Genomic DNA, 23,094 nt, shown 5'->3' with positions numbered 1-23,094 from the left:
TCAGGGAGGAAACGATGATGACGAATTCAATGATTTTCAGGACAGAAGGACAGGAAGTATTTGCGGAGCGCACGTTTGACGCACCGCGTGAGCTGGTATTCAAGGCGTTCACCGAGGCCGAGCATTTGAAGCACTGGTGGGGTCCACGCGGTTGGGAGCTGACGGTATGTAATATTGATTTTCGTCCGGGCGGCGTATGGCACTACTGTATGAAATGTATGGATCAAAATCAGGGGGATTTTTTCGGAGTTGAGGCGTGGGGCAAGGCATTGTACCATGAGATCGTGCAGGGGGAGAAAATCGTGTATAGCGACTACTTCTCGGATGCCGAAGGCAACACCGCGGACGACATGCCTGCTACGGAAGTCACCTTGACCTTTATCGAGCAAGACGGCAAAACGAAGGTTGTTAACCGGGCACTGTATGCATCTGCCGATGCGGTTAAAACGGTCATCGACATGGGCATGCAGCAAGGCTTTACGGAAACATGGGATCGCCTCGCCGAGTATATGGCATCCGCTCAATAACATTGTATAAGGGGCTGTCCCAGAAGTGTTCGCATGACATGGGAATATCTCAATTTACAATACGAATGGACCTCAAATTCCACTGTATAGTGGAGATCGAGGTCCTTTTAAGAAATCCCCTCATGGCAAACTGTGAATTGAACACAGTGGTCTGAGGGGATTTTTTGTGTATCGTGTACGGGTTGCGTCGAAGTAAGAGAAAAGTAAGGAATAAGAGAGAGAAAAGAAAAATTAGCCTGGTATTCTAAAAACGTCCTGAACAAGAGGAGGATCAAACTATATTCAAGCAGAAGAGAGGTCTTTGATAATGAGAGTAAAAAACATGCTAATGATGTTATTGGCAGGAGTGATATTGGTCCTGGGTCCGCTTCAAGCCCATGCGGCGCCTGCATCCGTTCCGGTCACACCTTCCGGAATGCCCGTTTCCGGGCTGGAAGACAAGGTGGATGAGATTATGGAAAAGCACATCGGCACAAGCACGCCCGGCGCAGCGGTTTCGATTGTGAAGGATGGAAAGATTATCTTCACTAAAGGGTATGGTTATGCCGATGTGGCTAAGCAGATACCGATGAACGCAGACACAACCTATATGGAAGCAGGCTCGGTGTCCAAATTGTTCACCTGGACGGCGGTCATGCAGCTAGTGGAACAAGGCAAGCTAGATCTGGACGCAGATATACGAGAATACCTGCCGGAAAATTTTCTTAAGCTCTCGTTTAAAGAGCCGATTACGCTTAATCACTTGATGAGCCATACGGCCGGATTTGAGGAGCGGCTGGAGAATCTGCTGGTGGATGATCCAGCCAGACTCCGGCCTTTAGCAGAGCATATTTCACCGCAAAATCAGCCGGATCAGATTTACCCTCCGGGCAAAATCATCGCTTATTCCAATTACGGAACCAACCTGGCCGGTTATATTGTGGAGCGTGTGTCCGGGATGCCCTTTGATGCCTATATCGAGAAGCATATATTCGAGCCACTGGACATGAAGAAGGCTTATTTCACACAGCGATATGATCTCATACCTGATGTCAAGGAGAACAAAGCCGTCGGCTACTTGAAACAGGGTGAAGAATGGTTGGCTCGTCCAGATTTCTTCATCAATGATATGCCGGCTGGTTCATTAAACATTACTGCGGAAAATATGGCGCATTTCATGATAGCCCAAATGAATAGCGACGGCACTTCGGGCGGTTCGCTTTTCTCCAAGAAGGAAACGCTGGCATGGATGCACGAAAGATCGTTTGGCCACACCCCCGAACTTCCGGGGAATGCGCATGGATTTTGGGAGGTATTCGCGGGAAATCATCGTGTGCTGGAGCATGGAGGCAATACCGATGCATTCTCTGCCCTGTTGTCCATCGTACCGGAGGAAAACTTCGGCATCAGCATCCTGACCAATGCAGGCAGCGAAATGTCCGGCGCGAGAACCGAGCTGGTTGAATTGCTCGTCGGAGATACCTTTACATCCCCGTCATCCGACTTAACGTTGAATCATGGCGAAGAGGTGGCAGGCAAATATCGCTCTGCACGTGAAGCAGCCTCAAGTCTGTTAAAAGTCACTTCCGTCATCTCAGATACGGATACGCTGATTACTGCTAACGATAAAGGAGGAATTACGCTTCAAATTCCTTATTTGAATATTAGCGCAGATTATGTAGAAACAGCCCCGTATTTCTTTGAGCGGGCCGATTCCGCGAAAACGCCTATGGATTTTGCAGATGTGAATATAGGTCGTCTTTATTTCCTGACCGACGATAATGGGAAGGTCCATCAAATGTCGTATGGCGTGATTGCCGACCAGCTGCCTATTTCATTCCTGCAAACCGCTCTTTTTAGCTATATTCTGGTAGGAACGTGCTTGATTTTGTTTGTAATTGGACTAACGATCGGCATTGTTGGCTGGGTGAAAAACGCCGGCAGAAGAAGAAGGGGAGAGCAAACCCGGCAGTCTGGTCTGCACAAAAGCATCCTGCTGATTTCCGTTGGTGGACTGCTTGGAATGGTCAATTTGGTCATTGCAGTTATGAAATTGGCGGGAGATCCCTTTCAGCCGATGTCCAGCTTTCACTGGAACATCATCTTGAATTGGGTGCTGGGAGCAGCCTTTATAACGCTCATTTTCTATGCTGCTAAAGGATGGAGGAAACAGGGGATTAGCTTTTTCCAAAAAACCTGCCTAGTGCTTGTGACCCTTGCTTATCTCATTTTCACTTTCTTTTTATACACGTATAATTTCTACACCTTCTCGTAAGTATTATTAAACCAACAGAAAATCTGCGCAATGCCTTTTGATCCAAGGCTTGCGCAGATTTTATCTTAGCTGGAAGAATCGCGGAGCGATTTTCTTACCGGAATCCAAATTTCGCTTTTATAGTTCGGGCTGCTGGTATCCTTGCTCTCATTCCATAATATTTCCGGCCCTCCTGTGATTTCATACCCGGAGGTTGGGAACCATTCGGCATAAATTCTGGCCCAAACATCCTGGAGTGCCTGTGGAAATGGTCCGATGGCTGTAAACACAGCCCATGTGCCTGCCGGAACGTTCAATACCTCCCAACGCTGTGGTACGGCTTCCGAGGTGGCAACCCCAATGTACTGGTCCAGCATCGTTCCTTCGGCCCGGCCTTCGGTGAAATTGGCAGAGGCGCATAGTATACCCGTCGGCTCCACATTGGACAGACGCTTCAGCTCAGCGTAATCATTTTCCGTCAGGCTGGCCCACATCTCATCCATCTGCGGATTTACGCCTTCATAAATTAAAGTGATTTGTTTTTTGATCCCGGCAATTTGAAAAGCTTCCTTCTCTACAATTCGATAGTCCATTTTGCTGCCTCCCTTAATCGTCAGTTGAAAGGTCATGGGCGGAAATGCCTTTAAAGCAGCACCCTTCTTTCGTGCCTCCGATGGAGTAATGCCATGTAATGCCTGGAAAGCCCTTGTGAATGAATCCGGCGAATCGTACCCGTATTTGACGGCGAGGTCAATAACTTTTATATGCTGCAGACTCTGAAGCTCAAGTGCTGCCAAAGTAAGTCTTCTGTGGCGGATATATTCACTGAGTGACAGGCCGGACAGGAATGAGAACATCCGCTTGAAATGATATTCCGAGCAGCAGGCCAGCCTTGCAGCTTCCCTGAAATCGATTTCTCCGGCCAAATTGGCTTCAATATAACTCATAGCGAGGTTGACCTGCTTTAATGCATCCAAATTCACGCCCTCCTTTCGATTCGTATCGTATCAAACTGAACAGGGATTGAGCCGACAATACCGGTGCAGATTTTGTTGGTTAAAGCATGCTATAATCTTAAGAAAATCATGCTGCCTCCATCCATTTTACATCGAAAGGAACAAAAAATGATGAACGGCCTTACCATCACTCAGTTCAGCCCATCCGACCTCGAGCAGGTCTGCCATGTGTTTGAAACGGCGATCCCCAACGCTTTCGAACAGGACGGGATTGGACATTTGACAGATGACATGCGGGCAGAGATCGAATACAAAATAAATACGTTCCGCAGCGCTATGGACAGAGATGAGCCGGAAACCTGTTTTTGGCTTGCCAAGCGGGAGGGGGTTGTGGTTGGTACCGTTTCCTTTGGACCGTCGGGCGAGGATATTAAAGCCTGCACAGGCAATCAATTGGAGCAAGTAGGGGAATTGGGCAGTTTATACGTACTGCCGGACGATCAGGGCCAGGGAATTGCCTCGGCTTTGATTAGAGAAGTGGTCACGTATCTTCACGAACGGGGAATTGAACAATTCTGTCTGGACAGCGGCTATAAAAGCGCACAGGCAAAATGGACGAAAAAATTTGGGGAGCCTTACGTCGTCGTGAAGGACTATTGGGGACCAGATACCGCACATATGGTCTGGCTGTGCAGCGTTGTCGATTTTCTGGACTAATATGGCCAACAGCCCTCAGCCCTCAAAAATTATTGAGGGCTGTTTTTTTGAGTTCCATGCCACTGTGCGCGGCGCATGAAGAAACGGTACACGAGTGCTATGATAGTCCCCGAGGTCCCGCCGATCGCTACCGACCAGACTGCGTCATAGGACTGCCATTGGAGCAGAAAGGCAATGCCGGTGCCTATCGTAGTGCCGGCGAGCCACCCAAGGGCGCAGGCCGTATCTTTGGCTATTTTCATGTTATACTTCCTCCAAATATATTCAAAATTAATGGATCGTACATGTGTGATATGCAGTAGACTTTTATGGGTACATGTGCGTACAATTAGATTAAGAAAGCGTTTGATTTACTGTTCATGCTAATCATTATTTACATTCTTGTGTGAAATATTCCAGACCGGGAGGAGTATGGCGATGAATTTGAACGAACGCATCCAGCAGTGGAATGAAGAAGCGAGACAGTGTCCCTGCGGAAACCCGCATCGTGTGGTGGACATGCAGATTCACATGCATGATGGTGCCCTGAGTGAGGTTGCTCCATACCTGCAGCGCAAAGGCTACGGCCATGTTACGGTCGTTAATGATGATCCAACCTTCAAGGCAGCCGGCGAACGGGTGTTGAGCGATCTGCGCACAGCAGGACTGCAGGCTGATGAAATACGGCTTCAAGGGAACAGCGTTGGGGATGTCGTTGCAGATGAGTCCTATATTGTGAAGGTGCTGCTTGATGTCGCGGATGCCAGTAGAGCAGTGCTGGCTGTTGGCTCCGGCACGATCCACGATCTTGTCCGTTTTGTCTGTTATAAAATGGGGCGTCCCTTCATTTCCATACCGACGGCTGCTTCCGTAGACGGCTTTACCTCCGCAGGAGCGCCGCTGATTGTGGATGGGACCAAGCAGACGTTTCAGGCTGTGCCGCCGGAAGCCATCTTTGCCGATTTGTCCGTGCTGGCAGCGGCTCCGCAAAATATGACGGCGGCCGGCTTTGGCGACATGCTGGGCAAATATACCTCGCTGGCCGATTGGCATGTGTCGAGGGATTTGGGGCATGAGCCCTTTTGCTCGCTCGGCAGTCGTATTACCGAGGAAGCGCTGGAGGCTTGCGTCACCGGAGTGGACGCGATCGCACAAGGCAGCACGGAGGGAGCGGGCATTCTGATGGATGCGCTGATTGCTTCCGGCATATCCATGCTCATTATTGATCATTCCCGCCCGGCATCCGGAGGAGAGCATCATGTGTCTCACCGCATTGAAATGGAGCTGATTGCGGAAGGAAGAAAGCAGATTCTTCACGGGGCGAAGGTCGGGGTGGCCTCGGCTCTTCTGGCGGATATGTATAAAGAGCTGGCGGAGCATGAACATGTTGAGGCGTTCCAAGTATATCGCAGTCTTCCGTCAACGGAACAGATGCGTTCCTGGCTCCATCAGGTCGGCGGTCCGGCTACGATAGACGAGCTTGGCGTCAGCGCGGAGCAACTGGACCGTGCGCTTCATACGGCGCATACACTACGCAACAGATACACCGGCTTAAAGTATATGAATGAGCGGCAGTGACGTCTTGCCAATGAGCTATTTAGTTAATTGTACGTACAACTGTGAAGTGTGGTATAATCCTTCAACACAACTGTACTCACGGAGGAGCTTATGACCGCTAAATATATTCAAGTCAAACAGGAGATCCTCTCCTGGATTCATTCGTCTAAGCTGCTTCCTGAAAGCCAGCTTCCTTCCGAGCATGAAATGACCGAACAGTTTGGTGTAAGCCGCCAGACTGTAAGACAGGCGCTTGGAGAGCTCGTTCAGGAGGGATGGCTCACCAGAATCCAGGGCAAAGGCACGTTCGTTGCTGTCCCGGGTGCCAAGCTGCCGGAAAATCCCCGGACGATCGGGGTCGTAACAACCTACATATCTGACTATATTTTTCCCCTTATCGTACAGGGAGTCGAGTCCAGGCTGAGCAAGGAAGGGTATAAGCTGCTGCTGTCAAGCACGGGCAATCACCCTGAGCAGGAACGGCAGTGCCTGGAGATGCTGCTGAATCAGCCGCTGAGTGGTTTGATTGTGGAGCCGACCAAGAGCGGGGAGCGCAATCCAAATCTCAGTTATTATCTGACAATGGAGAACCGGCGGCTGCCTTATCTCATGATTAACGCACGGTATGAGGAGATGGATGCGCCCTGTCTTCGAGTGGATGATGAGCGCGGAGGTTATATGGCTGCAGAGCATTTGATCAGGCTGGGACACCGCCGGCTTGTTGGCTTTTTTAAGACCGATGATATGCAAGGAATCCGGCGTATGAAAGGCTTTGTGGCAGCGCACCGCAAATACGGCGTGACACTGCATCCTGACGCCGTGTTCACCTACAGAACAGAGGATAAAAATGAAGGTCCATTGCAGCGTGCCAAGGTGCTGCTGGACCTGGTGCCTGAGGAGCGTCCTACCGGCTGGGTAACGTATAATGATGAATTGGCCGTGCGGCTGTTGGATATCGTACGGTCGAAGGGACTGTCTATCCCTGCCGATTTATCGGTGGTCGGTTTTGACGATTCCTTCCTCGCTACAGCTACGGAAATCAAGCTCACTACACTGAAGCATCCGAAGGAGGAGCTGGGCAGGCAAGCGGCGGATATGATCTTATCCATGATCCAAGGTGGCGATCCCTTGACCCGGAATCATGAATGGATCATACCGCCCGAGCTGATCGTGCGTGAATCAACCGCCGCGTTTCACAAGGAAGGTTAATCTTCTATAGCTTTTGTATCAAATGTAATGACAAGTTAATTGTTCAGCTCCGCTTTGGGCGTTTTTTGATCTGAACAACTTGTAAATATGCTTTGGACCAAGCCTTTTCCCTATTTTGGGAAAGAGGCTTTTTTGTCTTGTTTTTCAACCGTATTCTGCAATGAACTCTGATCCGATAAAAATGAGAATGCGGTTGCAAAAAATGCTGGATAAGTTGTACGTACAAGTGTATAATGAAAGCGAAATCAATCACTTCAATAAGAAAAGGAGTGTCTAATACATGCTCGAGAGCTTGAAGCAGGAAGTATTGGAGGCTAATCTTGCCCTTCCAAAGCACGGCCTGGTTACCTTTACTTGGGGGAATGTCAGCGGAATCGACCGCTTGCAGGGACTTGTGGTCATTAAACCGAGCGGTGTCTCCTACGAGGAAATGAGAGCGGATCAGCTCGTCGTTGTGGATTTGCAGGGTAATGTAGTGGAAGGGGATCTGCGTCCTTCGTCGGATACACCGACTCATCTGGCACTGTATCGGGTTTTTACACAGATCGGGGGTATCGTTCATACCCATTCACCCTGGGCAACAAGCTGGGCACAGGCAGGTCGGGAAATCCCCGCGTTGGGAACGACACAAGGAGACTACTTCTACGGTAGCATCCCGTGCACACGCCCGATGACGAAGGAAGAGATCGAAGGGGAGTACGAGTTGGAGACAGGGCATGTCATTATTGAGACCTTTGACAATCGAGACCCTATGACGATTCCCGGTGTGCTTGTGAATCAGCATGCCCCGTTTGCCTGGGGCAAACACGCGGACGATGCCGTCCATAATGCTGTCGTTCTTGAAGAAGTGGCGAAGATGGCCTATCGTTCGCTGATGCTGAATCCGGGGCTGGAATCGATGGATCAGCATTTATTGGATAAGCACTTTTTGCGCAAGCATGGAGCGGGCGCTTATTACGGCCAAGTGAAGAAGGAGGAAGCGAAATGAGTAAATATACAATTGGCGTGGACTACGGCACGGAGTCCGGTCGCGCTGTCCTTGTCGACCTGTCGAACGGGGCCGAAATTGCAACGCATGTGACACCGTACAGGCACGGAGTGATTGATGAGGTGCTGCCCGGCAGTGGCCGCAAGCTCGAAATGGACTGGGCACTTCAGCACCCGGCTGATTACATTGAAGTTCTGACGACCTCCGTTCCGGCGGTCATGAAGGAATCGGGGATTAACCCGGCCGATGTCATCGGCATCGGCATCGACTTTACGGCATGCACGATGCTGCCGATTGATCCCGCAGGCCAACCGCTGTGTTTTGACGAGTCGCTGAAGGGAGATCCGCACAGTTGGGTGAAGCTGTGGAAGCACCATGCCGCCCAGGATGAGGCTGATCGTTTAAATGAAATCGCTTCCGAACGTGGAGAGGCGTTTCAGCCTCGCTATGGAGGTAAAATATCCTCCGAATGGATGGTCGCGAAAATCTGGCAGATTTTAAATGAGGCACCGGACATTTACGAGAAAACGGACCGCTTCGTTGAAGCGACCGACTGGGTCATTATGCAGATGTGTGGTGAACTGAAGCGCAATCAGTGCACTGCCGGCTATAAGTCGATCTATCATCATCGTGAAGGTTATCCAAGCCGTGAATTTTTCAAAGCCTTGGATCCTCGGCTCGAAGATCTTACAGCCACGAAGCTGAGAGGGGAAATCTATGCTCTTGGCAGTCGTGCCGGCGGTCTGACCGAACATATGGCGGCTCTGATGGGATTGAACGAAGGGACGGCAGTCGCAGTCGGCAATGTCGATGCTCACGCTGCTGTACCTGCGGTAGGCGTGGTGACTCCTGGCAAGCTTGTGATGGCCATGGGAACGTCGATTTGCCATATGCTGCTGGGCGAGGAGGAGAAGGAAGTAGAGGGGATGTGCGGTGTCGTCGAGAACGGCATCATTCCCGGGTACTACGGATACGAAGCGGGCCAGTCTGCGGTGGGAGATATTTTCGCCTGGTTCGTGGAGCATGGAGTTCCCGAGTCCGTGAAGCAGGAAGCAGATGCCGAAGGCATTTCAGTCCATGCGCTGCTCGAACGTAAAGCCGCCGCGTATAAGCCGGGTGAGACCGGTCTGCTGGCGCTGGACTGGTGGAACGGCAACCGTTCGGTGCTCGTGGACACGAATCTGACCGGTCTGATTGTGGGCTTTACTTTGCTTACCAAGCCTGAAGAAATCTATCGTACATTGCTGGAAGCAACGGCATTCGGTACACGCAAAATCGTTGATGCGTTCCATAATAACGGCGTGCCTGTGGACGTACTGTATGCTTGCGGGGGATTACCGCAGAAGAATGCACTGTTGATGCAAATTTATGCCGATGTGACCGGCAGGGAAATCAAGGTGGCCGCCTCCACCCAGACACCGGCTCTGGGAGCGGCGATGTTCGCTGCTGTGGCCGCTGGAGCGCAAGCTGGAGGGTATGACGATGTCGTCGAGGCAGCCCGTCATATGGCCCGTGTGCGTGAAGAAAGCTATCAGCCGATCCCTGAGAATGCCGCTGTCTACGATAAACTATACACCGAATACAGCAGGCTGCATGATTACTTCGGACGCGGGGAGAATCCGGTTATGAAGCGTCTCAAATCTTTGAAGGAAGAAGCGACGCATTCAGCGGAAACCGTGGTGAAATAATAAAACATCCCCCAAAAGTGACGATATCCTCTGCACAAAATAAAAAAGCACTGTTGGCCCCTGGGCTGACAGTGCTCATTGTGCTTCAGTGGATGAAATAACCTGCACAATTTTAAAATGTTAAAAAATGTAGCCTCAGACAGAAGCTTACTTACTTGGCCAGTATGGCGTCTGCAAACAAAATGGATTTAGGGATGCGGAAAAATTGTTCCGCCTGATCCTGAAACGCCTGCGAAGGCACTGTGCCTTGATGCAGCCATTTGCGGAATGTTCCCGGATGGACACCGATCCAATGACTCACATCGGTCACAGACAGATCATGAACCATACATAATCCAGCCAAAATTCGGTTTTTCACTGGGGATCGTGTTACCGTCCTCTTCATGAAACGGGAAGGGGCAGGCTGACAGATAATCGGACAACCGCGCACCACATCCTCATTAAAGAGAATATGGCGTGGATAACCAAGCAATCGGCATGTTTTCTCCAAGTTTGTATTGCCGGGAATACGTCCCTCATAGACCCAGGCGCTGACGCTCCGGGATGAAATGGATAATTCTTCGGCAAGCTGCGATAGCTTGATGTCGTTAGCCATCAGCACTGCTAGGAGAACCCTGTTACGTATTTGACAGCGGGTTGGTCTACGAAAGCGCTTAACACGCACACCCTTTCCCAAATACTTGCGGTTGATCAGAGACCACGCCTGAATGGAATGTCGTTCTTGTTGTTTAGGCATATATCCTCCGATTTTTTTAAACAAATACTACAATACACACAGGGCATTTTGCAAGTGTACGGCCGAATCAATTTTTTATAAAACTATTGTCATAGATTAGATTTGCACAATATAGGGTCCTTATTACTATATGAAGGGTAATTGGCACGGGTTTCTATGAATCTATTAATTTTAGTGCGGCTCAGGGACAAATTAGCTTCCATTCTCCCTCGATTTACATATAATGTAACAGGTTTGAATGGAAGGGGGGACGACGATGAATCACCCGTTAATCAATATCTTTTGTGCTGTGGCAGGGGGGATAATCACCTATGCCTTCGGGGGATGGAACCCGCTGCTTGGGGTGTTTATCGTAACGATGGCTATAGACTGTGTTACCGGGATAGCGGCAGCGATTAAATCGGGGAAGGGATTGAGCAGCAAGACGGGATTTTGGGGCCTAACCCGTAAAGGAATCATGCTGATGGTAGTCAGCCTTGCCCATCAAATCGACCTGCTCTTGGGCATTGATGCCGTACAAGCAGGTGCCATTTATTTTTATTTGTTTAACGAAGTCATTTCCATTGCAGAGAATTTCAATGTACTAGGGTTGCCGCTTCCCCCTATGTTCAGGGATATGCTTGCGGGCATGAGGGACAAGCAAGAGAGAAATACGAAGGATAAAGATAACTAAACTTCAAACTTATGGATAAATGGGGGGTGCTGCGGCATCTTCCCCTCTTAGGGAGAACTGTGATAAAATTTCAGGACAAGCTGTTCAAATTAGGAATAAGGAGTTTGTCCGATGATTAAACATATCGTGTTCTTCAAATTGAAAGACCGCTCTCCTGAAAGCGTTGCACATACGGCCTCCGTGCTGCGCAGCATGAACGGCAAAATTAAAGAGGTCCTGTCGCTGGAAGTAGGAATAGATATGATCCGTTCTGAACGTTCCTTTGATATTTCGCTGACGGCGGTGCTGGAAAATCTTGAAGATCTTCAGGCTTATCAGGTTCACCCGGTTCATCAGGAAATCGTTCAGCATATCAATGAAGTAAAGGATGTTTCTTTTGCAGTTGACTACGAAATCTGACTGGAATCGGGCAGGATTGAAATGCCGGCATACCGTAAATGACCGGTTTGACGGCAGTCATTCGTTCTGCCGGGAAGGAGGTGCGGCACCATGTACTATGTGAACAGAGAGCAGATTGAGCTGCGTCTCAAGGCAATTCCTGAGATTGCGGAAGGACTGCGCCAGGTAACATCTTCCTGGACAGGCGATTTTATGCAAGGACTGGTGCAGGAACGCTGCCTGCATTTGGCGATTGAAACGGTAACGGATGCAGGCAGCTACCTGATTGACGGTTTTATTATGCGTGACGCCAGCAGCTATGAAGACATCATCAGCATTATTCATGAGGAGAAAGTGATTGATGATTCTGTCTTTGCACCGATTTATGAGCTGGTATCCTTGCGGAAGCCCCTGGTTCAGGAGTATTTCCGCTGGAACCGTACAGAACTACATAAGCTGACTCCGTTACTGCCTGAGGTGCTGGAGCGGTTTGGAGCTGGCGTGGAAGGTTATCTCAACCGTGAGTTGGGCCCTCAGCCGGCGCGTGGTTAAAGGTCTGGAGAATGTAATGAATACGGTACCTGAAATGTCTACACGACGTTTGATTATGACCTTGCTGAAAACCAGAGGGTCTTTGGGAGTCTCGTCCCTCGCAGCGGAACTTGGTATTACTGAGATGGGGGTCAGAAGACACCTGAAGGCTTTGGAGCAGGAAGGTCTTGTGGAGGTCACAGTTGTACGCCAAGCTATGGGACGACCTGTCTACAAATTTGGTCTAAGTGAACGTGGAGATGAGCAGTTTCCGCGCAACTATGACCATTTGCTGGTGGATCTGCTGGAGGAGCTGAATGAGCTTCAGGGGGCATCGGCTGTCAATGCCCTTTTCGAAGGAAGAAAGCGCAAGCTGATCCGTCGCTATAAACCGCAGCTTGAAGGCAATGCACTGCCGGCACGGATCAAAAAGCTGGCTGAAATACAGCATGCTGCGGGTTATATGACGTACTGGAACACTGAAGAAGACGGAAGCTTCACATTTTATGAGTATAACTGTCCGATTGCCCAGGCAGCGAACCGTTACCGCAAAGCCTGCGAGTGTGAGCATCACATGTTCGAGGAATTGCTGGAAGCGGAGGTTCTTCGCACCGATTGTTTGGCGGAAGGCGGCCGCTGCTGTAGGTACAAAATCTTTCCCCGCCAGAGTTAAGGTCGATAACATGTCTCTTGTATCAAGCCAAGCCCATCCTGCTTATAATGCATTAAAACGATGGGCATCCGCCCGGAGAAACAGCGCCGTTAACGGGGGCGATTCATAATCAAGCCTCGAGCGCACTTGTTCGGCAAGGTTCTTTCCATAGCGGAGTCCGGCCGAAGGAGAGATGGACTATGAATGAGAAGAGTAAAATCATGATGTGGAGTGCTATTGCCGGTACGATCCTTGGTTCAGCCGCAGCATTGCTGCTGACACCGAAATCAGGACGCGAGCTGCGCAAGGATCTGGCGGATTGCACCCAGCAATTCAGCGAAGCAGGATTGTCTGTGGCGGATAAAATCGGTACAGCGGGCCTTCAGCTTGTGGACATCGTGAAGGATACGACTTCCTATGCGGTTCAGGAGGTTCGCCAGGCGTATGGTAAGCAGGAGGAAGAAGAGAAGGTAATTATTTCAGCGGTTGATAAGGAGCAGTCTGAAGACCGCAAGACAAGCAACGAAGGCTACTATATCTGAACCCCGCGGCCGGACTCGTTCTTCGGAAAATGAGTCCGGCTTTTTGTATGCCGCTGATGGTACACAGCCATGGCCTGAATAGGCGAGCCGCCTTTTGTTCACTTTTGACGTACCTTTTCAATTTGGCTCACATAAGTTATGTAGAAGGGTGATAGCAAAAGTGAGATAACAACCATGAGGAAAGCGGTGTGTTCGTGCAGCAGGCTATTGCAATTTTGGATTCTGGCGTGGGGGGGTTGACCGTTGTCAAGGAAGTGATGCGGCAGCTCCCACGTGAGAAGATCATTTACTTCGGAGACACCGCGCGGGCCCCGTACGGACCACGTCCGGCTGATGAAATTCTGAAATTCACCGGGCAGATCGTTGATTTTCTCATTCAATTTGATCCCAAGGTCATTGTCATTGCCTGCAACACGGCAACGGCAGCGGCACTGGACGACATCAGCAGCAGGGTCAACGTACCCGTAATCGGAGTCATTCATCCCGGAGCCCGTGCCGCCATCAGCGCAACCACTACGGGGTATGTGGGAGTCATCGGTACCGTCGGGACCATTCGCAGCGGCGCATATACCACAGCCTTGAAGCAACTGTCTCCTTATATCGACGTAGTTAGTCTGGCCTGTCCGTCGCTCGTTCCCATTGTGGAGAGGGGGGAGTTCTGGTCGGACAGTACCTCACGGATTATCAAAGAGTCACTCCTGCCTATGAGAAATCACAACATTGATTGTCTTATTCTCGGGTGTACCCATTATCCTTTTCTGAAGGATACGATCCAGGAAATAATGGGTCATCAGGTCAAGCTGATCAGCTCCGCTGATGAAACGGCAAGAGAGACAAGCACAATACTTTATAACAAGGGAAAGCTGGCCACCGGGGATACACTGCCGATTCATCAGTTTTATTGCTCCGGGGACCCTCTTCTGTTCCGGCGTATTGCGAGACAGTGGCTTGGGGAGCAAATCCGCAACATCCCTGTCTTATGGCAGGTGACTCGTCTTGGAGGGCCATGAATACAGGCTTCCGAAGCTCTAATATTGCCGTTCCTTTCAGGACGGCTTTTTTTCATTTCATGTGCATTCTGTTACTTTATTCTTGATAATCACGGTTTGGGCGGTCCGGCATAAATTGGAATATAGAGCTATATTGAACTAAAGTCGAAGAACGGAGTCATGCTGCCGGGAGGAATAGGGATGAGAGAGATTGGTGTTCGTTCTGATGATGTCGGGATTGTAAAGCTGCGTGGGGAATACCGGTATGAGCATTTAATAGAAGATATTGGGCATTTGCGTGAAAAATATAATTTTGTGAAAGTGACTTGCATAGGCAAAAGTGTGATGGAGAGAACGATACCCTGTGTGGAGCTTGGTGAAGGCAAGCACAAAATCGTCGTGAATGCCGCCATGCATGCGAATGAATGGATTACCGCGCCCTGTGTGCTGCGTTTTCTGGAATGTTATGCAGCAGCCATAGCAGATGGGAAGAGGCTCCAAGGGCGTGAGCCGGGCAGGTGGCTGCAGGATGTTACGCTAAGTGTCGTACCTATGGTCAATCCGGACGGCGTGGAGCTTGCGATTGCGGGTGCGGGGGATGATCATCCTGAGCGGCATAATTTACTGAAATGGAATCAGAAAAGCACGGATTTCAGCTCATGGAAGGCTAATATTCGCGGAATCGATTTGAACGACCAGTTTCCGGCTTATTGGCAGGATGAATTGCATCGGCGGGGCATGACAGGACCGGGTCCGCGCGATTATGGCGGACCAGAGCCGCTGTCCGAGCCGGAAGCACGCGCTCTGGTCGATTGGACACGCCGCCTGCTGCCGGACATGGCGATTTCATTTCATACCCAGGGGCGCGAAATTTATTGGAATTATCGGGACAGAGAGCCTGCGGACAGTCTGGCTTGGGGGGAAAGGCTGGCCTCTGCTTCAGGGCTTAGGACCGTCAAGCTTATGGACAGCGATGCAGGCTACAAGGACTGGTTCATTCTTGAATTCGGCAGGCCCGGCTTTACGGTGGAGTTAGGGGAGGGCGTCAACCCGCTCCCGTTGCATGATTATGACAGCTTATACAGAGAAACAGAACAGGTGTTGTTAGCCGCACTTTCCGGTTTTAGCGAATCATGATTTGACACCTTTTGTGGAAATTCGCGTATTTCAACTAACGAGAAAGCAGCGCTTCCGGGAGGAAGGCTGTTTTTTCGCCGGTCTTCTTCATTTTTATATGAATAGGGTATGCTATACATGAAGGCTTATATTAAGATGGCTGCAAAGAACGCTGGAATGGAGTGATGTCCATGAAATGGAGAAAATTAGGGTCTCTGCGGCAGTGGACCCATGTATTTCGTCGTCTTCCCCGCCTGTTTATTTCTTCTCATGTATCTCTTGGGGACAAGCTGTTGTTTTTTGTTCCCGCGCTGCTGTATTGGGTGCTGCCGGACATCATCATTCCGATTCCGTTTATGCCTCTAGACGATATTGGGGTGACCATGCTTCTGATGAACTGGTTCGTGACTCGAATGGAACGAAAATATCCCCAGCTTTCCGAGCCGAGCCGTAACCATGGCGAATGAACAATATTCGCATTTTGTCCAAATAACTAGTATTGCGATTCTACAAATTATTCATTACAATAGGAATATTGACTTTAACTATCAGGGGTGTTGCACATCCTGAATCGTTATAAATTATGCTGCCAATAGGAGTTGAATCAAATGAAATGCAAAATTACACGCAACGCGGCCAAAGTGCTCAAGCTTGAACTGGATCAACCGGAGAACAGCGGAAAATTGCTTAGAGTGGTCGTAACCCACGCGCATGGCGACCATGCACACTATGGTCTTGATCTCGATACACCGAAGGACGGAGACACCGTTGTCTCTACAGATAAAGGCATTGACGTTATTCTTGAAGAAGGTCAGCCGTTTCTGGACGGCGTAAAAATCGACTACTTGTATTTCCCTGAGGAGGGCTTTGTGATTACGAATCCTTCGATGGGCAATCACGGCGATCATTAAGGCCACACGGAGAGGATGAATTATGGCTAACGATATTCGCGTATGTGATAAATGTCAGTTCGTCCGGATGAAGACGATTGTTCCAAAGCTCCAGAAAATGGCGCCTGATGCCGAGATCAAAATCGGCTGCAAATCGTATTGCGGGCCCTGCGGAAAGCGTGCGTTTGTGTATGTGAACGGGCGTTATGTGAGTGCACCGACAGAGGACGAAGTGCTGGCCAAGGCTGCAGCCTTTATCAAGCAGCCCAGCGTCAAAGCTTGATCCGGCCTTCTCAGGTTAACATGTATAAGCTTTCAACAGAAATCCTCGTTGCCAATGTGATGGCAACGAGGATTTTTGCATAGTCCTGCTCCCTTCTGTCCATGCTAACAGTCGGATATTCATTAGTAAGAAAGGGGATCTGGTAATGTCGCAATACGATTCCAATCTGCAAAATCAGAGCACTGCCGCCCAAACGCAAAACTCGGTGGACAGGTTTCATAATGCGGTATCACAGGCCATGTCACATCCGAGCGAGCAGCTTGTGGAGCAGGCTGAGCACTCCCGGGTTCATGCGAGGCATGCCTTGGAGCAGGCCAAGGAAAGCCTTGGGGACGATGTGATGGAGGCGGCGGAGGACATGATGGCCACCGAGGAACGCAGGCTCGATTCCGTTAAAAAGACAGGTTTGAAATAAAGGTGCAGGATACAGCGCCTTTTCATGTTCTGAAAGGCTCCGAGAACGAAGCATCCCTGCAATCGCTGTGACCCTTCGGGCCAAAGGCGAACGCTCCGCTTTTCCGGGATTGCTTCGTTCTCTCCGCTGCAACGTGCATATCCTTACTTAAAAATGCTCAAATGAGAAAACGCCAATCTTCGGCGTTTTCTCATGAGGTAAAAAAAATCGAGAACAGGAGTGGGTTTCTCCAGTTCTCGATTTTTTTGCTTTCGTGCCCGACTAAGTATAGGGTATATTCACGGCGATGAAGAAATTGGCTCTGCGTTCATGGCCTTGGGATTCCAGCGGCGGATCAGGTCATAGGTGATGACCTGGTCGGATACCGTAAACCGATTCAGCGTCTCTTGATAGCCCGGACCGCAGGCTTGAATATCCGTCTGCTTCCCCGTGCTTAAATCGTAACATGTTCCATTCAGGAAGGTATTATCCTTGGACGGGATGTAGTATACTTTTTCGTCCGTAAAAGCTCCCGAGCGGAGTATGACCATCCGCGGTTTGCCGCTGAACAGATTATTGCCCATAAAATGATAGGGCTCCGAGGAAATGCCCAGCAAATGCAGAACAGAAGGGGTAATATCCAACTGACCAGCCGGTTCGTCATATACGCCGGCACTGCCTCCGTCCGGCATATGCACAAGTAAGGGTACCTGATTCATAATTTGCTGCATGTCGAGGTCGGTCAGGGATTTGCCCAGGAACTTCTCATACATCACCTTGTCCTGGATGGAGTTGTCATGATCCCCATAGAACATCAGAATGGTGTTATCCCACATTCCGTTGGCTTTCATTTGTGCCACGAGTTCCCCGAGAGCCTGATCCACATAATGTACGGATTCCAGATAATCACCGAACATGGTGCCGTCGAATTCTCCCGTGTCCAAGCCGCTGCCATCCGGATGGATATTATATGGATGATGGCTGGACAAAGTGATCATGAAGGCATAGAAGGGATTACTGTTCAGTTCTTCAAGCCTGCTGACCGACTGTCTGAAGAAGGACTTGTCTCCCAGCGACCAGCCGAGCGGTTCATCAATGACAAAATCTTTTTTGCTGTAAAAATGGTCGTAATTCATAGCTTTGTACATCGTGTATCGGTTCCAGAAGCTGCTGTCATAAGCATGAAACACATTAGGACTGTACCCTTCCCGCTTCAGAATGGTAGGCAGCACATCGTAGGAATGATCCGGATAGCGGATGAATACCGATCCGGTCTGCAGCGGATGCAGAGAGCTCTGCACCGAAAAGTCGGCGTCAGAGGTGCGTCCCTGGGCTGTCTGGTGATAAAAATTGCTGAAATACATGCTTTCCTTCATCAGCTTGTTGAAATGGGGAGTAATCTCCTGCCCGTTAATCTGCTTGCCGATAAAGAAGTTCATAAAGGCTTCGGCCTGAATGACCATAACATTGCTGTCTTTATATTTTCCATAAGTTTCATTTTCCACATGGATCAGCTTCTGATGGTCATCAAACCAAGCCTGATCTTTGTCCATCTCTCTCTGACCGAGTACGGGCTGCGGGCCTAAATGCTCCTTCCCGTAACGGTACACGTCGTATCCGTGGAACCCGAGAAGTCCTGTAACATTATAAAGCGCCAGTGACCACCAATTGCCTACAAACAGGCCTGTAGCCCATGTAGAGGTGTACAGCTTGATCGGGCCGAAGGTCAAAATACAGCCTATACCAAAAGCAAGCAGCCCACTGCCGATTCGAAGCAGAATCCGTCTGCCAGCCCGCTGACCATGATTACGAAAAACAGGGCCCTTGAACAAACTGTTCGACCGTCTGCTGCGAAGTCTGCTCTTCCATACCAAATATGGAATAAAGAGAATCCAGTCTATAAAGAAGAAGATATCCCACCAATGAATCAGGGACGCGATACTTCCTCCAAGCGATTCGACCTGACCAGCCTGCATCAACACGGGAATGGTGATAAAATCTCCAAAATAGCGGTAATAGACCATATCCGAATAGATAAGAGCAGTCAGCAGTACATTCAATACTGCCATTGCCGCAAGCCGCCCGCGCGGCGGCAGCCAAAAGGTCCAGAAGCTGACCAGCAGCAGTGAACCCAAGGCAATGACGTAATCCAGCGGATTCATATCGATATTTTGGGCATCCAGTTGAGCGTGGAGTAGCCCCAGCTTACATAGAATTAGCACGGCAAATATCCAGAAGCCAGAATGATACCTATTCAATTTGCATTTCCCCCTTTGGCAATCTAACCGGTCTCAGAGTGTTTTTTTACTCTATTACTTTGTAAACAGAATGTATTCTCTGTGTAAAAGCCGGTTTTGCCTTTATTTATTATATCCTGCGCGCGTCTCTTTTCAACATGGAATGAAAATAAGAGAGCGGACCTTGTGCGATCCGCTCTCTTTCACAATGGATTTTTAATTTTCGGGCTGTGGCTGCCTGTGCCGCGGAGGGAGTGGGCCCAGGTATTGATAATATTGGCATTCGATGCGGCCGTTGAACAGCTTGCGCCGTTTGTCCGCTTTACGCCCCCAATAATGCTCGAATTGCTTCGTGGGACTGATGGTGAAAAAGGACCATGTCGGCATGCCTGCTGCGGTACGTCCCATGCTGCGGATCAGCTTCTCCACTTCGGGCTCGTCGCTAAGGCGCTCCCCGTACGGCGGATTGGTTATCATGCATCCATATTCACCCTCCGGTCTGATTTTGGCTGCAGGCATCACATCAAGCCTGATTTCGCCTGCCAAGCCCGCAGCCTTGACGGCTGCCTGCGCGACTTCTATGGACTTCGGATCGATATCGCTGCCCGAAATCTGAAATTCTACATCGTCCCGCACCAGATCCATGGCCTCGTTGCGGGCCTCATCCCATAACTGACTGCCTATCACCGGCCAATGCTCGGAGTTAAAGGAGCGGCGTAGGCCGGGAGCAAGGTTCCAGGCCTGCATGGCGGCCTCAATTAGCAGTGTGCCCGAGCCGCAGCAAGGATCATAGAAGGGCCTGTCCGGTGTCCAGCGGCTGAGCTGGATCATGGCAGAAGCCAGTGTTTCCTTAAGCGGTGCTTCGGTTATAAGCTTGCGGTAACCCCGTTTGTGCAGTCCTGCTCCGGTGGTATCCAACGTAAGCAGGGCACGGTCTTTCAGCAAAATCACTTCAATGACATATCGCGGTCCGTCCTCCGGGAACCATTCCGTATGATAGGTCTCCTTCAGCTTTTCAACAATCGCCTTTTTCACAATGCCCTGACAGGCAGGAACGCTGCTAAGCTGGGATTTGTGGGAGCGGCCTTCCACCGGAAATTCGCCATCGGCAGGAATCCAGTCTTGCCAAGGAACGGCCTTGGTGCCTTCAAACAATTCATCAAAGGTGGTGGCCTCAAATTCAGCCATCTTTACGAGAATACGATCCGAGCTGCGCAGCCACAAATTGCAGCGGCAGATATCGATGAAATCACCGCTGAATACAACACGGCCGTTCTCGACGGTCTGATCGTGATATCCTAATTCTTTCAGTTCACGCGCTACGACGGCTTCCAGCCCCATCGGCGCAGTAGCAATCAATTGCAGTTGGGCCATGAAATCAATCCACTCCATCCGGTTAGTTGCCAAGCAGGACTAAGATATCCTGTTTGTGTAATTCAATCTCTTCAGTATAGGCGATTGTGCGGGGAGAGACAATTGTCTTATGATAGAAGAACAATAGAAATGAAGGGAAGATTTAAGAATGGTGACTCCTGATCAGTATGTAGATCAATTATATGAAGAAGATGAAATGCTGAAGCGGGTCAAGGCGGCCATCGTGGAGCAGGGCATGCCCGAGGTATCTGTAGCCCATGCCTATGGGCGATTGCTTACGCTGCTGGTTCGGATTTCCGGCGCACAGCGCATTTTGGAGATCGGAGCGCTTGGGGGATACAGCGGTATATGCCTGGCCCGCGGGCTGTCCGGAAATGGCGGCATCGTATCGCTGGAATTAAAAGAAGAGTATGCCCGTCTGGCCGGCAGTCATATGGAGGAGGCCGGTTTTGGGAGCTTGGTGCAGTACCGGATCGGTCCGGCTGCGGACAGTTTGAAGCAACTGAAGGAAGAAGGACGAACCTTCGACTTTTTCTTTATCGATGCCGATAAGGAAAACTATCCGGTGTATTTGGAGTATGCCATCGAGCTGGCTGCCCCCGGGGCAGTCATCGCAGGAGATAACTGCTTTCTCCGAGGACGCACGCTGAATGCCGATAAAAATGGTCCGTCGGTGCAGGCAGTCAGACGATTTAACGAAATGATCGCTGCAGACCCACGGTTGGAAAGTACTCTGCTCCCTGCCTATGATGGATTGGCTTTGGCCCGGGTGAAATGACAGGCTCGCGGACTTTAGATGTACTGGGGCGCTCCGAGAACGAAGCATTCCTACAATCGCTGTTGACCCTCCGGGCCAAAGGCGAACGCTCCGCTTTTCCGGAATTGCTTCGTTCTCTCCGCTGCAGCGGGCCTATACCTACTTAAACTAAATTCCTACTTTGAAATGGATTTCTTTGAAAAGGACCCTGATTTCCATTATACAGTGGAAATCAGGGTCCTTTTCGTGTTGTAAAATGGGATGTTCCCATGTTATGCGAACACTTTAGGAACAGCTCCTTTTGTGCTTGTGAAAAGAAGAGCTGGGCTGTCCTTTCGCAAATATTACCGAAAATGATGGGCCTGTCCGCTGTGGCGGCCGTACAGCTTGAGCCTTACCCACAGCGTGTTGATCAGCAGCATGACGCCTGACATGATAAACAGGCCTTCAATGCCGATAAAGCCTGACAGCAAACCGCCGATGACGGCCCCCAGCATGTTGCCGAGCGCGAGCGCGCTTGTATTGAAGCCGAACGCCCGGCTTTCCATGCCTTCAGGCGTATAGGAGCGAATCAGCGCATTGACGCTTGGCAGCAGCCCTCCCATAAACACACCCATCATAAAACGCACGACGACGAGCTGCCATATGGTTTGGACAAACGCCTGTGGTATCAGCATCAGAGCTGCCCCGATCAGGGCGTATGTCAATATCCGGTGCGCCCCGATGCGGTCGCTGAGCCTGCCCAGGATGGGAGATGAAATCATGTTGGACAAGCCGGTAACCGCCGTAACGAAGCCTGCCACGAGAGCGATGCCTTCGACAGAGCCGTACAAATCCTGCACATAGAGCGGCAGTAGGGATACCGTGCTGATCATGGCAAACTGCAGCAGGAACGTGACCGTGAACAGCGCCGGCAGCTGCGGCGTATGGCTCAGCTCGCGGAGTCCGGCCAGCACCGACGTCTGTGGAGCCTTGGCGGCTTCCGCGCGGCTGAAATTCTCCTTTACGAGAAACAGTGCGAGCAGAGATGCGGAGAAGATCAGCCCGCCTGTAATGAAGAAGATGGGCCTGAAACCGAGCCAGTCCGCCATAAATCCGCCCATCAGCGGCCCCAGGATCGTGCCTGCCATTTGTCCGGACTGCATGATGCCCATCGCAAATCCCATTCGCTCCTTGGGAGTCGTGCTGGATACGAGCGAAATGGCGGCCGGATTGAATCCGGAAATTGTACCATTCAGCAGGCGCAAAGCAAGCAACTGCCACGGATGATTGACAAAGCCCATGCAGGCGACCACCAACGCCATGCCAAAGCCGGAGCGCAGCAGCATAATTTTGCGTCCATACTGGTCTGCAAGCTTGCCCCACAGCGGCTGAAATATAAAAGATGTCAGAAAGTTCGCGGCAAAGATCACACCTGCCCATAAGCCGATCTCTTGCTCTCCTCTGACATTCAGATCCTGCGCGAGATAAAGAGATAAAAACGGGGTAATCATCGTCATGCCGGCATTGGCCAAAAATTGGCCAAACCAGAGAACGATGAGATTCACCTGCCACGTCTTCATGGTGCTCACTTCCTTTCGCCGTGGAGGGCTAATCGAGAATTTCCGCCCGTAGTCTGGGAAAACCTTGAAAAAAACATGTCTTTTTAGTATAACACACTTCATTGAAACTTTATCCAACTGTCATCG

Annotated in this window: 25 protein-coding genes; 19 read left to right on the top strand and 6 right to left on the bottom strand. The window is 50.3% G+C overall.

Annotated elements, in window-relative coordinates:
- Window positions 1-14 precede the first annotated feature (14 nt).
- Together OIN60_RS13470 and OIN60_RS13465 are read left to right on the top strand one after the other, a co-directional pair.
- Window positions 15-527 carry an SRPBCC domain-containing protein gene (locus OIN60_RS13470; RefSeq protein ID WP_305755360.1) on the top strand — a complete coding sequence of 171 codons (513 nt, stop codon included), beginning with the start codon at window positions 15-17 and terminating at the stop codon, window positions 525-527.
- Window positions 528-834: 307 nt separating this feature from the next.
- Entirely contained in the window at window positions 835-2,781 is a 1,947-nt protein-coding gene (locus tag OIN60_RS13465; RefSeq protein ID WP_305755359.1) for a serine hydrolase domain-containing protein, read from the top strand.
- A gap of 65 nt (window positions 2,782-2,846) precedes the next feature.
- On the opposite strand, the gene OIN60_RS13460 is transcribed toward OIN60_RS13465, so the two are convergent.
- The gene (locus OIN60_RS13460; protein ID WP_305755358.1) at window positions 2,847-3,737 is read right to left on the bottom strand and encodes an AraC family transcriptional regulator; all 891 of its coding nucleotides are present in this window, start codon (window positions 3,735-3,737) and stop codon (window positions 2,847-2,849) included.
- Window positions 3,738-3,884: 147 nt separating this feature from the next.
- On the opposite strand from OIN60_RS13460, the gene OIN60_RS13455 reads away from it, so the two are divergent.
- Complete coding sequence (locus tag OIN60_RS13455; protein WP_305755357.1) at window positions 3,885-4,433, top strand: GNAT family N-acetyltransferase; 549 nt, start codon at window positions 3,885-3,887, stop codon at window positions 4,431-4,433.
- 29 nt (window positions 4,434-4,462) lie between these two features.
- Here the strand turns inward: OIN60_RS13455 and OIN60_RS13450 are convergent, their stop codons facing one another.
- The gene (locus OIN60_RS13450) at window positions 4,463-4,675 is read right to left on the bottom strand and encodes a hypothetical protein (protein ID WP_305755356.1); all 213 of its coding nucleotides are present in this window, start codon (window positions 4,673-4,675) and stop codon (window positions 4,463-4,465) included.
- A 175-nt stretch (window positions 4,676-4,850) separates the two neighbouring features.
- Between OIN60_RS13450 and OIN60_RS13445 the strand changes: the two genes are divergently transcribed.
- From OIN60_RS13445 to OIN60_RS13430, 4 genes are all read left to right on the top strand, one after another.
- Window positions 4,851-5,990, top strand: a complete 1,140-nt coding sequence (locus tag OIN60_RS13445) for a sn-glycerol-1-phosphate dehydrogenase (RefSeq protein ID WP_305755355.1) — start codon at window positions 4,851-4,853, stop codon at window positions 5,988-5,990.
- A gap of 90 nt (window positions 5,991-6,080) precedes the next feature.
- Window positions 6,081-7,178, top strand: coding sequence for a GntR family transcriptional regulator (locus OIN60_RS13440; protein ID WP_305755354.1), 1,098 nt, complete (start codon window positions 6,081-6,083; stop codon window positions 7,176-7,178).
- Window positions 7,179-7,458: 280 nt separating this feature from the next.
- Window positions 7,459-8,166, top strand: a complete 708-nt coding sequence (gene araD, locus OIN60_RS13435; protein WP_305755353.1) for an L-ribulose-5-phosphate 4-epimerase — start codon at window positions 7,459-7,461, stop codon at window positions 8,164-8,166.
- Complete coding sequence (locus OIN60_RS13430) at window positions 8,163-9,854, top strand: ribulokinase (protein WP_305755352.1); 1,692 nt, start codon at window positions 8,163-8,165, stop codon at window positions 9,852-9,854. Before araD ends, OIN60_RS13430 begins: the two co-directional genes overlap by 4 nt.
- A 151-nt stretch (window positions 9,855-10,005) precedes the next feature.
- Here OIN60_RS13430 and OIN60_RS13425 read toward each other — a convergent pair whose 3' ends face one another.
- Window positions 10,006-10,590, bottom strand: a complete 585-nt coding sequence (locus OIN60_RS13425) for a helix-turn-helix domain-containing protein (protein WP_305755351.1) — start codon at window positions 10,588-10,590, stop codon at window positions 10,006-10,008.
- 256 nt (window positions 10,591-10,846) lie between these two features.
- On the opposite strand from OIN60_RS13425, the gene OIN60_RS13420 reads away from it, so the two are divergent.
- The 11 genes from OIN60_RS13420 to OIN60_RS13370 all read left to right on the top strand — a co-directional run bounded on the left by OIN60_RS13420 (window position 10,847) and on the right by OIN60_RS13370 (window position 17,059).
- Window positions 10,847-11,263, top strand: coding sequence for a phage holin family protein (locus OIN60_RS13420; protein WP_305755350.1), 417 nt, complete (start codon window positions 10,847-10,849; stop codon window positions 11,261-11,263).
- A gap of 111 nt (window positions 11,264-11,374) precedes the next feature.
- Window positions 11,375-11,662, top strand: coding sequence for a Dabb family protein (locus tag OIN60_RS13415; protein ID WP_305755349.1), 288 nt, complete (start codon window positions 11,375-11,377; stop codon window positions 11,660-11,662).
- A 90-nt stretch (window positions 11,663-11,752) separates the two neighbouring features.
- Window positions 11,753-12,193: a DUF86 domain-containing protein gene (locus OIN60_RS13410; protein WP_305755348.1), complete on the top strand. Its 441-nt coding sequence runs from the start codon at window positions 11,753-11,755 to the stop codon at window positions 12,191-12,193.
- Between the two features lie 16 nt (window positions 12,194-12,209).
- Window positions 12,210-12,845, top strand: coding sequence for a helix-turn-helix transcriptional regulator (locus OIN60_RS13405; protein WP_305755347.1), 636 nt, complete (start codon window positions 12,210-12,212; stop codon window positions 12,843-12,845).
- A gap of 179 nt (window positions 12,846-13,024) precedes the next feature.
- Window positions 13,025-13,366 carry a YtxH domain-containing protein gene (locus tag OIN60_RS13400; protein WP_305755346.1) on the top strand — a complete coding sequence of 114 codons (342 nt, stop codon included), beginning with the start codon at window positions 13,025-13,027 and terminating at the stop codon, window positions 13,364-13,366.
- 194 nt (window positions 13,367-13,560) lie between these two features.
- Complete coding sequence (racE, locus tag OIN60_RS13395) at window positions 13,561-14,376, top strand: glutamate racemase (RefSeq protein ID WP_305755556.1); 816 nt, start codon at window positions 13,561-13,563, stop codon at window positions 14,374-14,376.
- A 180-nt stretch (window positions 14,377-14,556) separates the two neighbouring features.
- Window positions 14,557-15,492, top strand: coding sequence for a M14 family metallopeptidase (locus tag OIN60_RS13390; RefSeq protein WP_305755345.1), 936 nt, complete (start codon window positions 14,557-14,559; stop codon window positions 15,490-15,492).
- A gap of 170 nt (window positions 15,493-15,662) precedes the next feature.
- The gene (locus OIN60_RS13385) at window positions 15,663-15,938 is read left to right on the top strand and encodes a hypothetical protein (RefSeq protein ID WP_305755344.1); all 276 of its coding nucleotides are present in this window, start codon (window positions 15,663-15,665) and stop codon (window positions 15,936-15,938) included.
- 141 nt (window positions 15,939-16,079) lie between these two features.
- Window positions 16,080-16,382 (top strand): iron-sulfur cluster assembly accessory protein, encoded by a 303-nt coding sequence (locus OIN60_RS13380; RefSeq protein ID WP_305755343.1) that lies wholly within the window; start codon window positions 16,080-16,082, stop codon window positions 16,380-16,382.
- Between the two features lie 22 nt (window positions 16,383-16,404).
- Window positions 16,405-16,644: a YuzB family protein gene (locus OIN60_RS13375; RefSeq protein WP_305755342.1), complete on the top strand. Its 240-nt coding sequence runs from the start codon at window positions 16,405-16,407 to the stop codon at window positions 16,642-16,644.
- A 145-nt stretch (window positions 16,645-16,789) separates the two neighbouring features.
- Window positions 16,790-17,059 (top strand): hypothetical protein, encoded by a 270-nt coding sequence (locus tag OIN60_RS13370; protein ID WP_305755341.1) that lies wholly within the window; start codon window positions 16,790-16,792, stop codon window positions 17,057-17,059.
- Between the two features lie 278 nt (window positions 17,060-17,337).
- Here OIN60_RS13370 and OIN60_RS13365 read toward each other — a convergent pair whose 3' ends face one another.
- Entirely contained in the window at window positions 17,338-19,296 is a 1,959-nt protein-coding gene (locus OIN60_RS13365; RefSeq protein ID WP_305755340.1) for an LTA synthase family protein, read from the bottom strand.
- 195 nt (window positions 19,297-19,491) lie between these two features.
- Window positions 19,492-20,649, bottom strand: a complete 1,158-nt coding sequence (locus tag OIN60_RS13360) for a THUMP domain-containing class I SAM-dependent RNA methyltransferase (RefSeq protein ID WP_305755555.1) — start codon at window positions 20,647-20,649, stop codon at window positions 19,492-19,494.
- 148 nt (window positions 20,650-20,797) lie between these two features.
- Here OIN60_RS13360 and OIN60_RS13355 point away from each other — a divergent pair, with 148 nt between their 5' ends.
- Window positions 20,798-21,427, top strand: coding sequence for an O-methyltransferase (locus OIN60_RS13355; protein WP_305755339.1), 630 nt, complete (start codon window positions 20,798-20,800; stop codon window positions 21,425-21,427).
- A 323-nt stretch (window positions 21,428-21,750) separates the two neighbouring features.
- Here the strand turns inward: OIN60_RS13355 and OIN60_RS13350 are convergent, their stop codons facing one another.
- Window positions 21,751-22,968 carry an MFS transporter gene (locus tag OIN60_RS13350; protein ID WP_370872486.1) on the bottom strand — a complete coding sequence of 406 codons (1,218 nt, stop codon included), beginning with the start codon at window positions 22,966-22,968 and terminating at the stop codon, window positions 21,751-21,753.
- Window positions 22,969-23,094: the final 126 nt, after the last annotated feature.

It is taken from the genome of Paenibacillus zeirhizosphaerae (assembly GCF_030705605.1).
Lineage (GTDB): Bacteria > Bacillota > Bacilli > Paenibacillales > Paenibacillaceae > Paenibacillus > Paenibacillus zeirhizosphaerae.
Note: the sequence above shows the minus strand (reverse complement) of the source record. Positions and strands in the feature narration are given on the sequence as shown.